Annotated in this window: 15 protein-coding genes; 9 read left to right on the top strand and 6 right to left on the bottom strand. The window is 63.7% G+C overall.

The features are described 5' to 3' along the window. Window positions 1–740 (top strand): NADH-quinone oxidoreductase subunit D-related protein (locus PUQ42_RS06155; protein ID WP_475652128.1); only part of this gene is annotated, 740 nt, incomplete at its 5' end. On the opposite strand, the gene PUQ42_RS06160 is transcribed toward PUQ42_RS06155, so the two are convergent. Continuing rightward, window positions 719–955, bottom strand: a complete 237-nt coding sequence (locus PUQ42_RS06160) for a hypothetical protein (RefSeq protein ID WP_273371995.1) — start codon at window positions 953–955, stop codon at window positions 719–721. The two genes, PUQ42_RS06155 and PUQ42_RS06160, sit on opposite strands and share 22 nt — an antisense overlap. Window positions 956–1,248: 293 nt before the next feature. On the opposite strand from PUQ42_RS06160, the gene PUQ42_RS06165 reads away from it, so the two are divergent. Genes PUQ42_RS06165 through PUQ42_RS06180 form a run of 4 tightly spaced genes read left to right on the top strand, consistent with a single transcriptional unit; the run spans window position 1,249 to window position 3,652 of the window. Further along, window positions 1,249–2,013, top strand: coding sequence for an NADH-quinone oxidoreductase subunit B family protein (locus tag PUQ42_RS06165; protein ID WP_122120423.1), 765 nt, complete (start codon window positions 1,249–1,251; stop codon window positions 2,011–2,013). 9 nt (window positions 2,014–2,022) lie between these two features. Then, window positions 2,023–2,586 (top strand): chromate transporter, encoded by a 564-nt coding sequence (locus PUQ42_RS06170; RefSeq protein ID WP_273371997.1) that lies wholly within the window; start codon window positions 2,023–2,025, stop codon window positions 2,584–2,586. Window positions 2,587–2,600: 14 nt separating this feature from the next. Then, a complete protein-coding gene (locus PUQ42_RS06175) occupies window positions 2,601–3,074 on the top strand; it encodes a hypothetical protein (protein WP_273371999.1) in 474 nt (157 codons plus the stop codon). After that, on the top strand, window positions 3,074–3,652 hold the full coding sequence (locus PUQ42_RS06180; protein WP_087311021.1) for a chromate transporter: 579 nt from the start codon (window positions 3,074–3,076) through the stop codon (window positions 3,650–3,652). The genes PUQ42_RS06175 and PUQ42_RS06180 overlap by 1 nt, the downstream gene beginning before the upstream one ends. Before the next feature lie 89 nt (window positions 3,653–3,741). Here PUQ42_RS06180 and PUQ42_RS06185 read toward each other — a convergent pair whose 3' ends face one another. The 4 genes from PUQ42_RS06185 to PUQ42_RS06200 form a co-directional block, all read right to left on the bottom strand. Further along, on the bottom strand, window positions 3,742–4,188 hold the full coding sequence (locus PUQ42_RS06185; RefSeq protein ID WP_273372001.1) for a DUF4405 domain-containing protein: 447 nt from the start codon (window positions 4,186–4,188) through the stop codon (window positions 3,742–3,744). A 214-nt stretch (window positions 4,189–4,402) separates the two neighbouring features. Then, window positions 4,403–4,690: a hypothetical protein gene (locus PUQ42_RS06190; RefSeq protein ID WP_087310963.1), complete on the bottom strand. Its 288-nt coding sequence runs from the start codon at window positions 4,688–4,690 to the stop codon at window positions 4,403–4,405. Window positions 4,691–5,105: 415 nt separating this feature from the next. Beyond that, window positions 5,106–6,104 (bottom strand): class I SAM-dependent methyltransferase, encoded by a 999-nt coding sequence (locus tag PUQ42_RS06195; RefSeq protein ID WP_273372002.1) that lies wholly within the window; start codon window positions 6,102–6,104, stop codon window positions 5,106–5,108. Between the two features lie 4 nt (window positions 6,105–6,108). Further along, a complete protein-coding gene (locus PUQ42_RS06200; protein ID WP_273372067.1) occupies window positions 6,109–7,944 on the bottom strand; it encodes a peptidase U32 family protein in 1,836 nt (611 codons plus the stop codon). Window positions 7,945–8,088: 144 nt separating this feature from the next. Here PUQ42_RS06200 and serS point away from each other — a divergent pair, with 144 nt between their 5' ends. The 4 genes from serS (at window position 8,089) to PUQ42_RS06220 (ending at window position 11,138) form a co-directional block, all read left to right on the top strand. After that, window positions 8,089–9,360 carry a serine--tRNA ligase gene (gene serS / locus PUQ42_RS06205; RefSeq protein WP_273372005.1) on the top strand — a complete coding sequence of 424 codons (1,272 nt, stop codon included), beginning with the start codon at window positions 8,089–8,091 and terminating at the stop codon, window positions 9,358–9,360. Between the two features lie 64 nt (window positions 9,361–9,424). Next, entirely contained in the window at window positions 9,425–9,592 is a 168-nt protein-coding gene (locus PUQ42_RS06210) for a DUF362 domain-containing protein (RefSeq protein WP_087260820.1), read from the top strand. Window positions 9,593–9,661: 69 nt separating this feature from the next. Further along, window positions 9,662–10,549 (top strand): class A beta-lactamase, encoded by an 888-nt coding sequence (bla, locus tag PUQ42_RS06215; RefSeq protein WP_162992862.1) that lies wholly within the window; start codon window positions 9,662–9,664, stop codon window positions 10,547–10,549. 1 nt (window position 10,550) lies between these two features. Beyond that, the gene (locus PUQ42_RS06220; RefSeq protein ID WP_122120415.1) at window positions 10,551–11,138 is read left to right on the top strand and encodes a sugar O-acetyltransferase; all 588 of its coding nucleotides are present in this window, start codon (window positions 10,551–10,553) and stop codon (window positions 11,136–11,138) included. A gap of 198 nt (window positions 11,139–11,336) precedes the next feature. Here the strand turns inward: PUQ42_RS06220 and PUQ42_RS06225 are convergent, their stop codons facing one another. After that, entirely contained in the window at window positions 11,337–12,464 is a 1,128-nt protein-coding gene (locus PUQ42_RS06225) for an exo-beta-N-acetylmuramidase NamZ family protein (RefSeq protein WP_273372070.1), read from the bottom strand. Window positions 12,465–12,529 lie beyond the last annotated feature (65 nt).

The following is a 12,529-nucleotide window of genomic DNA, read 5'->3' on the forward strand; positions in this document are numbered from 1 at the left end:
AGGTGGCCTGCGAGGCGCTGCGCACGATGACGATCAACACCACGCAGGCGTGGTGCGGCAACCGCTTCGGCAAGGGGTTGATCCGGCCCCACGGCACCGACCATCCGCTCACGCCGGCCAAATCGGCCATGATCCGCCGGAACGTCGCCGAGATTGCCCGCCGCTACGAGGAGGTACGCCGCGACCTGGAGTCGTCGCCCACGCTGCTGGCGCGTTTCGAGCAGTGCGGTATGGTTCCGCGCGAGGAGATGCGCCGCATCGGCGGCGTCGGACAGGCGGCCCGGGCCAGCGGACTGGCCCGCGACATCCGCGCCACGCATCCGTGGGGCTCCTACGGCAAATGCCTCCACCACGAACCCGTCATCGAGACATCGGGCGACGTGATGGCCCGGCTCGAGGTGCGCTGTCGCGAGGTTGCGCAGTCGGCCCGCTACATCGACCAGCTGCTGGAGATCTACGAACAGAAATACGGCGCACTGGAGAACCCCTGCGAGACGCCCGACTATACGACGCAGCTGACCCCGCAGTCGCTCTCGTTCGGCTTGGTCGAGGGATGGCGCGGCGAGACGTGCCACGTGGTGGTGACCGACGCCGAGGGTCATATCGAGGCGTGCCGCATCAAGGATCCGAGTCTGCACAACTGGCTGGCGCTGGCGCTGGCCGTGCGCGGCGAGGGGATCTCCGACTTCCCGATCTGCAACAAGAGCTTCAACCTCTCCTACTGCGGCCACGACCTCTGACGCCGCATCCGCCTCCCGGCCAGTCCGCGCAACACGCGCCCTACGCCGTGTGACGTACCCGGGAAAACGCCTTGCGGAAAGCCCCTGCGCGACTGCCACGTCGAGGGCAACGTCGACTTCATCTTCGGCTCGTCGACGATCGTAGTCGACCACTGCACGCTGCACATGAACCGCAACAACAGCGTCGTGACGGCCCCTCGACCCCGGCCGACCACCAGTACGGCATCGTTTGCATGGACTGCACGATCAGCTTCCCGCCGGCGGAGCGCTCTTTTCCTTCGTACTACTACCGGACTCTCCGCACTCTACGGAACCCTCCGCACCACCGAAACGCTCCATCCGGCCCGACTCAAGAGACCCCATCACTTCATTTCCCTTTTCGACCCGCGGGCCGGAGATCCACCGACGGAACTCCGGCCCGCGGTGTGTCGATTCCGGGGCAAAGTGCTTGCAGGTTCGCGGGAATTGCGTATTTTTGCGAACGATTAAGGGCCTAACATTTGCGACCATGATTCTACCGAAAATACGGGTGCTGCGCAGCCACGGGCAGCAGGCCATCGAGGACCTCGATGCTGTCGAACTGACCGAAGAGTTCCGCGGACGCCCCGAACTGACCTTCACCGAGGATACCACCGAGGCTGAACGCGCCGAAGCCCTCTGCCCGACGGGGGCTTTCCGGGCCGACCCGCTGGAGCTCGACCTGGGACGCTGCCTCTTCTGCGGGGAGTGTGCGCGCGTGGCGCCGCGCAACGTACGCTTCACGAACGACTACCGCATCGGTTCGCCCACGCGCGAGGGTCTCGTGCTGCACGCCGGCGACTCGCGCGTGGAGTTCGACCCGAAACGCGTGCGGCCCGAGATCCGGCGCTGCTTCCGCCAGGCGCTGCAGCTGCGCGAAGTCTCGGCCGGCGGCGACGGCTCGGTCGAGATGGAGCTCAACGCCACGGGCAACGTCAACTTCGATCTGGGGCGCTACGGCATCGGCTTCACGGCCTCGCCGCGCCATGCAGACGGCGTGGTGGTCTCGGGCCCGCTGACGGCCCAGATGGCCGAGGCGCTGGAGATCTGCTACGACGCCGTGGCCGAGCCGAAAATCCTCGTGATGTGCGGCACGGAGGCCTGCTCCGGCGGACTCTTCGCCGAGAGCCGCGCCTTGGACCGCAGTTTTCTGGATTCGCACACGCCGGACCTCTGGCTCCCGGGGGCGCCGACCCATCCGATGACCTACATCGACGGTCTGCTGACGCTGCTGGGCCGCAAGAATCGCCTCTGAGAAATGCCTATGGAACGTCTGCGCACGATATTCGTCTCGTTCTTCAAGATCGGGCTCTTCACCTTCGGCGGGGGCTACGCCATGATCCCGCTGATCGAACGCGAGGTGATCGACAACCGGCGCTGGGTCGAACGCCGGGAGTTTCTCGACCTGCTGACGCTGGCCCAGTCGGTTCCGGGGCCCATCTCGCTCAACACGTCGGTCTTCGTCGGATACAAGATGCGCGGACTGCGCGGTGCGACGGCAGCCCTGCTGGGCACCATTCTCCCGTCGTTCGTCATCATCCTCATCATCGCCCTCTTCTTCGCCAACATCCGCCACAACCCCGTTGTCGACGCCGCCTTCAAGGGGATGCGTCCGGCGGTCGTGGCGCTGATCATCGGCCCGGTGATTTCGCTGGCCCGCGGCATGCACTGGTCGATGTTCTTCATCATCGCGGCTGCGGCGCTGGCCGTCTGGGGTCTCGGGTGGTCCCCAATCTGGGTACTGGCGGCCGGTGCGGCCGGCGGCATCGCCTGGGAGCTGGCCGTCGCCCCGAAGATCGCCCGACACAAAAAGAATCCCGAAGCATGAATCCGACAAAAAACATGAAATACAGTCTGTCTCTGGGGCTTCTGTTCCTTGCGCTGCTGACGGCAGGGTTCTCGACGGCCCGGACCACCGCTGCCGCCTCTACAAAAAAGCTCATGGCCGGCACCGACTCCTCCACGGAGAAGGTCCGGCAGGCGCTGGAACGCTTTTACCGGGCATACGCCGGCTGGATCGCGGCCAGCTACAACGAGCATCCGGAGAAGCCCGCCCTGCCCCTGGACAAGGCCACCCGTCGGAAGGTGGAAAAGGCTGCCGCCGAAACGGACGGGGATCCGCTGCTGCGGGCCCAGGACTTCAACAAGCGGTCGCTGCCGACGATCCGGGTCGAACACGTCGAGGGTGAATGGTATGCCATCGCCTATCTGGCCACATACGAAAACCGCTGCGTCGTCATTCCGGTCCGCGCCCTGCTGCGCAATGGACAGCTGGTAATCACGGATGTCACACTTCCCTCACTCACTGCGGAATGATTCTTCTCTGGCAACTCTTCGTCTCGTACCTCAAGATCGGATTCTTCGGATTCGGCGGCGGCTACGCCATGCTCTCGCTCATCCAGAACGAGGTGGTCGTGCAGCACCAGTGGCTCACCAACGCGCAGTTTGCCGACATCGTGGCCATCTCGCAGATCACCCCCGGCCCGATCGCCATCAACTCGGCCACCTACGTGGGTTACACCGTGGGGCTGGAGACGGGTCATGTCTGGTGCGGCATCCTGGGCTCGGCCATCGCCACGCTGGCCGTCTGTCTGCCGTCGCTGACGCTGATGATCCTCGTGGCGCGGTTCTTCCTGAAGCTCAAGAACAACCGGCTGGTCGAAGGGGCCATGCGGGGGATGCGCCCCGTAGTGATCGGCATGATCGCCGCCGCAGCCCTGCTGCTGATCTTCCCCCACAGTTCGGAGCCCGACGAGCAGAACTTCATCGACGCCTGGAGCTGGGTGCTCTTCGGAGGCGTCTTCGTCGGATCGTGGCGCAAGGTGAACCCCATCCTGCTGATCATCCTCTCGGCCGCGGCCGGTATCCTGATCTACTACGTCTTCGGCCTTTAGCCCCGGCCAGGGGAGGGTGAAAAAACAGAGCGGGTGCGGAGGAGAAAACCCCTGCACCCGCACAGACACGGTTGCCGACACGCCGGATGTCAGCGTCCCTTTCCGGTTGCGGAGTTCCGACCGCGGCCGAACAGCTGCCTCCATCGTCTGATGATGTGCAGCAACGCCAGCACCCCGAGCGCGAGACCACCCACATAGTGGTAAAATCCGATATGGGCGCCGAACAGCCACTTGACAATTCCCATTACGGCCACCACCAGAAAGGCCACCGCAAGCAGCAACACCATCCACCGACGCAACCCCTTGCAGCCCGCCGTAGCCAGCGAACGGTACCAGGCCCAATGCCCGTAGACGTGGAGTCCGACAAGGACCAGGAACAGCAGCGAAAGGATGATATGCACCAGCTTCCAGACGTGCCGGATTTCGGGAGCGCCGGCATGTTCGAACAGGTGGAGTCCGATACCGGACCCGCACAATCCGACCAGCGCGGGGAACAAGACCCGATCGGTCCAGAGATTCAATTTACGTTTATCCACTTTTATCTTATGAACATAAGGTTTCCCAATCCTGCAGGCGCGTAACGCAGTCCGGCCGGATCCGATCCGGGAACCGACGTGGGCTATTCGGGCCCCTGCTGCGGGGACACCGAGAGGCAGAGGCCGACCTCGCACATGAACCATCGCGTGAAACAGGCGACATCGGTCATCCGCACAGCCCGCAACACCGTCAAAACACGCTCCGCGTGTTTTCTCACAAGGCGAGGGCCATGGCTCCGCCCGTAAGCAGCAACATCAGAAAGACAATCAAACAGAGGATTCCGAGCAGTGCAACGGCGGTTCCGATGCAGCCCCAGCGCCGTTCGCAATCGGGCAGCGGGTCGGTCAGCAACGCGATGATCAGCCCCACGAGCGGCGTGAAGATCAGACTCAACAGAAAGGCCCAGCCGAAACCGATGCGGCGCCGGCTGCCGATGATGCCCACCAGCACCGAGAGCAGCGAACCGCTCAAAAGACCGAAAATGACAGCAAGAATACTCATATCTTCCGAATTTTTGTTTTCATCAAATCATTGATCAACAGGCGAAAGCCCACCTGCTGCATTCTCTCTCTTCTCCTCTCCTCTTCTCATCCTTTCTACGGTTGTCCATCCCCCTCTCGTATCTCTTCTTCCCCTCCCCTATTTTCTTTCTCTCCTTCTGTTGTATGCTTACGCTCTTACGCTGTCGGACCTCTCTCTGCCAGCCCCGCTCTGCCAGCCCTTCTCTGTTGGTTCCTCTCTCTGCCAGCCCCGCTCTGTTCTCTCACTGTTGGCCACCCCTCTTTCCGGACTCTCTCTTTGCCTCCCTCTTTGCCCCTCTCTTACCGGCCACACGCTCTTTGCCACCTCTCTTTCCGACCCGGAGCAGCCGTGCAGGCGATGGAACAGGCAACGGGCTGTGCGATTCAGAATCGGATCAGCGTCTGAAGCGGTAATAGGTCCCCAGCGGGAGCTCCTTGCCGGCACGGTCCGTGAAGCACAATTCGCCCCATTGCTCCTCCTCGGGAGCGCCGAAGGCCTGTCTGACGGCCGTGCGGGCCAGCGTCGACGACAGTCCCATCGAGTAGAGGTTCAGCACCAGGAAGGCCCCGCGCGGCTCGAGCAGCTGCGCACAGCAGTCGAGCATCTCGCCGATGTTCTCCTCGAGGACCCACTTTTCGCCGTTGGCACCGCGTCCATAGGCCGGCGGATCGAGAATGATGCCGGCGTAACGGTTTCCGCGGCGCACCTCGCGGCGCACGAACTTCAGCGCATCCTCGACGATCCAACGCACACCGTCCAGACCGCTCAGCTCCATGTTCTCGCGGGCCCACGTCACGACGGGCCGCACCGAATCGACGTGCGTCACCTCGGCTCCGGCGGCCCGGGCGGCAAGCGTCGCACCGCCCGTGTAGGCAAAGAGGTTCAGCACACGGGGTGCGGCAGTCGGAAGGGTCTCGGCGACCGACGCATTCCGGACGGCCGATTCCGCAGCGACGTGTCCGGCAGCAGCATGTCCGGCGGCGGCGTGTCCGGCAGCGGCATGTCCGGCGGCGGCCTCCGCACCGCACAGACGCAGCACGTTCTCGTAGATGAAAATCCAATTGGCGGCCTGCTCGGGGAAGATCCCGACATGCTTGAACGACGTAAGGGCCATCCGCATGCGGAGTTTCATTCCGCGGTAGGCATAAGCGATCGTCCAGCGGTCGGGCATCTTCGGATCGAGCTGCCACTCGCCGCGTTCATCGTTGCGCAGGTCGCGCCGGAACGAGGCATCGGCCAAGCGTCGCCACTCCGCCTCGGGGAGCGAACGCCGCCAGATGGCCTGCGGTTCGGGACGCCGCGTGACGAAACGGCCGAAACGTTCGAGCTTTTCGAAATCACCCGTATCAATGAGTTCGTAATCCGCAAAATCGGGGGTCAGTTGCTGCTGCATATCTCTAATGTTTTTTCTCCTTGTCCATCCGGCGGCGCGGGCACTCCACCAGCGTCATTTCGCACGCCTTGCAATCGAACCCGAGCCGGAAACGGTCCGCACCGTGCTCCAGATAGAGATCACCGCGCAGGCGCGACCCTTCGCGCAGGCACTCGCCGATCTCGCGGCGGATGCAGTAGGCCGAGCGCATGACGGTGCACCCCTCGAGCGACGGAGCCAGTTCCAGCGGCCGTTCGATCTTGCACACCCCGTGGTCGCGGTAGAAGGCCTCAGCCAGATGATTCGTTACGTTTTCGTCGGCATCGAGCCGCTCCGACGGGTAACGCGCCGCCCGGTTTTCGGGGAGGATGCGGTGTTCGAGCGGCCGCTCCTCGCGCTGCCGCAACAACCCGGCCAACGCTTCGCGCCGCAGCTCGGCAGCCAGCGACGCGGGGACGAACCACTCGCCGCCCCGCACCTCCACCTCGCGCACGGCGAAGATCGTGTCGCCCGACTTCATCGCCTGTGCGCGCAGCGTCGCGGCATTGGCCTCGGGGTTCTTGGCCCGCTCAAGCGGCACATCACGCCGGGCTGACGCCTCCAGCCCCTCGCAATCGGTGCAGGTGACGATCACCCCTTGGGCCGAGGCTTCGACCAGAGCCCGCGTCGGAATAACCCGCCGCATGCGGCTGCGCTCCAGAGCCAGCGAGAAACGCCGGTCGTAGTTGCGGCAGAGCTCCGCCCCGGGCGTAATCCCTTCGATGCGGTTGGGGGTAATGCGGCGCCCCTCGACGGCGTTGATGTTCGTCCCGACGACGCCACGCGGCGTAATGAGGCAGATGCCGTCACCCGGAGCCAGATCGGCATCGCCATCGATCCGGAAGCTTCCGCCCGAGACCTGCGCTACACGCCCGATACGCTCGCCGACGGCCTTCGGCGTATCGAACGAGGCCACACCGGCCCGCTTGCCGTCGAAGAAATATTCGGATTCGCCGCGCGTAAAGCTCTTTGCCGGATCGGGTTCGAAATCGGGCACACTCTCCCCCACCGAGGCGCGCCGCAGCGCAGGCCGTGCGGCCAGCACCTCGTCCAACGCCCGGCGGTACCAGGCCACCACGTTGCGGATATACCCGGCATCCTTCAGCCGCCCCTCAATCTTGAACGACGTGACGCCGGCGTCGACCAGTTCGCCCAAACGGTGCGAGAGGTTCAGGTCGCGCACCGAGAGCAGATGCTTGCCGGTGATGATCCGTCGGCCGCGGCCGTCGACGAGGTCCCACGGGAGGCGGCAGGGCTGGCTGCAGGCGCCGCGGTTTCCGCTGCGGCCCGACATGGCCCGCGAAAGGAAACAGCGGCCGCTGTAACCGACGCAGATGGCACCGTGGACGAAGACCTCCACCTCGGCCGGCGTGGCGGCACAGATGGCGCGGATCTCCTCCAGCGAGAGGGCTCTCTCGAGAATCACGCGTGCGAAGCCCGCCTCGGCCAGAAAGCGGGCCCCTTCGGGCGTACGGTTCGAGACCTGGGTCGAGGCATGCAGCTCGACAGGCAGATCCATGCGCCGCAGGGCCATGTCCTGCACGATGAGGGCATCGACCCCGGCGTCGATCAGTTCGCGGGCCGTGCGTTCGGCCTCGCGAAGCTCGTCGTCCCAGAGCAGCGTGTTGAGCGTGGCATGGACCCGCACGCCGTAGCGATGGGCATACTCGACCACGCGGGCGATCTCCGCGGCGGAGTTTCCGGCTGCCTGACGAGCCCCGAAACGGGCGCCTCCGATATAGACGGCATCGGCTCCGGCATCGACGGCCACGACGGCCGACGCGTAATCGCGGGCCGGAGCCAGCAGTTCGACAGTTCTCAAAGCGATGGAATTTTGCACAAAAATACGAAATTTCGCCGCACGGACAACCCCGGGGTGTTTTTCCCGCGGAAAAAGATACACTTTTCCGCATTTTTTGTAATTTTGCCCTGCGTAACGCGAAAACACACAAAAACATCCGATATCATGCTTACGATCAAGCAAATCCGGGATGATCGGGATGCCGCCGTCCGCAAACTCGCCAAGAAAGGCGTCGACGCCGCCCCCGTCATCGACAAGATCCTCTCGCTCGACGACCGCCGCAAGGCCATCCAGCTGGAACTCGACAATACGCTGGCCGTACAGAACAAGGCCGCCAAGGAGATCGGCGCCCTGATGGGCCAGGGCCGCCGCGACGAGGCCGAGGAGCGCAAACACTTCGTTACGGACCTCAAGGAGAAGTCGGCCCGGCTGCAGGCCGAGTCGAACGACGTGCAGCAGGAGCTGCAGGCCACGCTCGTCACGCTGCCCAACTTCCCGGCCGACATCGTCCCCGAAGGCAAGACGGCTGCTGACAATCTGGTCGTGAAACTCGTCGAGAGCTACACCAAACTGCCCGAAAACCCGCTGCCCCACTGGGAGCTGGCCAAGAAATACGACATCATCGACTTCGATCTGGGCGTCAAGCTCACCGGTGCCGGTTTCCCCGTCTACAAGGGCAAGGGAGCCCGCCTGCAGCGTGCGCTGATCAACTACTTCCTCGACTGCAACACCCGCGCCGGCTATCTGGAGGTCGAGCCTCCGGTGATGGTCAACGAGGCCTCGGGCTTCGGCACGGGCCAGCTGCCCGACAAGGAGGGTCAGATGTACCACGCCACGGTCGACAACTACTACCTCGTGCCGACGGCCGAGGTACCCGTGACGAACATCTACCGCGACGTGATCCTCGACGAGAAGGACTTCCCCGTCAAGATGACGGCCTATACCCCCTGCTTCCGCCGCGAGGCCGGTTCCTACGGCAAGGATGTGCGCGGTCTGAACCGTCTGCACCAGTTCGACAAGGTGGAGATCGTCCAGCTGTCGCTGCCCGACGTATCGTACGAGGCGCTGGACGGCATGGTGGCTCATGTCGAGTCACTGGTCAAGTCGCTGGGTCTTCCGTACCGCATCGTACGGTTGTGCGGCGGCGACATGTCCTTCACCTCGGCGCTGACCTACGATTTCGAGGTCTACTCCGAGGCACAGAAGCGGTGGCTGGAGGTTTCTTCCGTTTCGAACTTCGAGTCGTTCCAGGCCAACCGTCTGAAGCTGCGCTACCGCGACGCCGAGAAGAAGATCCACCTGGCCCACACGCTCAACGGTTCGTCGCTGGCCCTGCCGCGTATCGTCGCCGCAATGCTCGAGGACTTCCAGACTCCCGAAGGCATCCGTATCCCGGAGGTGCTGGTTCCCTACACGGGCTTCGATATGATCAAATAGTTTGATTTTATCAAATAAGTTTCTATATTTGCACTACACACATTAACCACAAACACGAAAAAAAATGGCTTACAAGATTACTGATTCCTGCGTAGCATGCGGGACCTGCATCGGCGAATGCCCGGTAGAGGCCATCTCGGCCGGCGACATCTATGTCATCGATCCCGACAAGTGCATCGACTGCGGCACGTGCGCAGGCGTTTGCCCGAGCGAGGCTATCGTTTCGGAGTAACGAACGGATATGACCGTAAAAATACACCTCGGAATCTTTCTGAGGTGTATTTTTTATGCCTCCCTCCCCATGATGCGACTCCTTCTTTTTTGCGCAGGGCTGCTGCTGACGGCCTGCGGCTCCCGAACCCGCACCCTCGAACAAGATCTGGAACAACTCGCGGCATCGCTCCCCGAGGCCCGAATCGGTATCGCCATCCGTACTCCCGACGGGGAGACCATCTCCCGGCAGGATGTGCCGCTGCCGCTGTTGAGTGTCTTCAAGTTTCCGGTGGCCCTGGCCGTGCTGGACAAGGCCGACGCAGAGGGGACTCCGCTCACGACGCCCGTCGAGGTAGGCCCCGAATGGCTCGATCCCGACACCTACAGCCCGCTGCGTGACTCCCTGCCGGCGACGGGCGGACGGGTTACGCTCGGCGAATTGTTGCGATACAGCACGTCCCTGAGCGACAATATCGCCTGCGACCGTCTGTTGGAATACGTTGGAGGCCCCAATGCCGTGGAGCGCTACGTGTGCGAGAAGGCCGGGATCGAGGGATTCCGGATCGCCGCCACGGAGCGCACGATGCACCTCGATCCTGCCAATCAGCGGATCAACGTCGCACGTCCTTCGGCCGTCTGCGCACTCTTTGCCCGCTTGCTCGAGGGCGGTCTGCTAACACCGGAGCACGAAACCCTGCTGCAACGGCTACTGGAGGGTGCAATTACCGGCACGGACAAACTCCGTGCAGGGCTTCCCGAAGGGGCCGTCCTCGGGCATAAGACCGGCTCGTCGGACCGCACGCCGGAGGGTCTCCGCATCGCCGATAACGACGCCGGCTATGTCGTACTGCCCGACGGCCGCCACTACTGCGTGACGGTGTTGGTCACCGACTCCCCGGCCGACGATGCGAAGAACGCTGCCGTGATTGCGGCCATTTCGAAACGTATTTACGAACATTTCACCGAAAAACAATAGCATGAACGATCTCGAAATGATGCGCGCGGGGCGGTGGCTCCACGCCGTGACACCCCGCATCGGCGAGGCACTGCTCCGGGCCGAAGAGCTCTGCTTCCGGCTCAACCGACTGCCGCCTTCGCGGCGTGAGGAGCGCGAGGCGATCATCCGCCGGCTCTTCGGCCGCGTCGGCCGCAACATCACGCTCCACAGCCCGTTCCACTGCGACTTCGGGGAGCAGATCTCCGTGGGCGACCACTTCGTGGGAAACTTCAACCTGACGATCCTCGACGAGGCACCCGTGACGATCGGCAACCACGTTTACATCGGCCCCGACGTGGGGATCTACACCGTGCGCCACGCCCTGCTCGCGGAGCAGCGCAACGAGGGGATCATGCAGTCGCTCCCCGTGACCATTCACGACGACGTCTGGATCGGGGGCCACGCGACGCTGCTCCCCGGTGTGACGATCGGCCAGGGGGCGGTGATCGGCGCCGGGAGCGTCGTGACACACGACATTCCGCCGCAGGTCGTGGCCGCAGGCAACCCCTGCCGGGTGCTGCACCCCGTCACCGAGGCCGACCGTATTCCGGAATCGGAGACAGATTGACCCGCTGCGGCGTAGTTTCGCTCCTTCACGCCGCAACGGTCAAAGGATCTTTCACGAGAGCGCAGCCCGTCAAACTCCCGAAGATCTTTTTCATGAAAAAGCCGCCCCAAAACGGAGCGGCTTTTTTGAGGATAGCGGGGGCTGAACGAGGCCGGTAAAGAACGACGAAACCGAACATGCAGGTCGGCTCCGGCGCGATCACTCGTAAAGCAGATATTTTGCCCGCAACTTGCGGAAGGCCTCAGCTTCGGGCAGCCAGCGGGCGCGAATCTCCTCGTCCGAGGCACCGTCGAGGATCATCTCCCGCACCCACCCCACGCCGATCAGCTTCTCGAACATCGGCGTAAAGAAATCCTCGCCCATCGCCAGATCCCCACAGGCATCAATCACATATTTCAGTGAGAAGCCCACACTGCGGGCCTCTTCGAGCGGCATGCGGCTCAGATCCTCACCCCGACACAACTGCCCCTCAAGCGGAGGATGCTTGGCACCAGGCGTCGGACGCGGCGTGAAGGAGAACGAACGCCCCTTCATCGAGGGATGGCCATAGATTTCAAACGGCTTCGAAGTTCCGCGTCCGAGGCTCACGACCGTTCCCTCGAAGGGACACAACGCCGCATAGAGGTAGACGGCACGCTGCGTCGGGAGGTTGGGCGACGGCGCCACGGGCAGCCGATACTCCGTGGCGTGGGTGTAGTTGCGGCAGGGGACTACCGTCAGATCGCACGCGCAGGCCCACCCCTCGCCCACGGCCATGCGGGCGATCTCGCCCATCGTCAGACCGTGCAGTACGGGGATCGGCAGCGCCCCGACCCCCGACCTGTAACGCATGTCGAGCAACGGCCCCTCGACCTTGTCGCCGTTGGGATTCGGACGGTCGAGGACGATGACCGCCCGGTTGAACGCGGCGCAGGCATCCATCATCCTCAGCATCGAAATATAATAGGTGTAGAAGCGCAGTCCGACATCCTGCATGTCGACCACCAACACATCGAACGAGCGCATCGCCTCATCCGACGGTCGCAGCGTCCTCCCGTCATACAACGAACGGATCGGAATTCCCGTACGGGCATCCACCGAACCGGAGACCTTTTCGCCGGCGTCGGCCGTCCCGCGGAAACCGTGTTCGGGTGAGAAGATGGCCTCGACGTCGAAACCGCTCTCGTGGAGCAGATCGACCAGATGAACCCTTCCGGCGGCATCCACCGTCAGCGGGTGTCCCTCGGCGCCGACGGCTCCGGGCATCCGCGCCACCGAGGTCTGGTTGGCCAGCACGGCGACCCGCCGGCCGCGCAGCCGGGGGAAGTAGGCGGCCGTATCGGTCATGCCGACCTGCACGCCCGCGTTTTCGACCGGACACGCCGCCTCCGCGGCCCCCGCCGCAAGGAGCC

The sequence above is a fragment of the Alistipes megaguti genome (assembly GCF_944320325.1).
Lineage (GTDB): Bacteria > Bacteroidota > Bacteroidia > Bacteroidales > Rikenellaceae > Alistipes > Alistipes megaguti.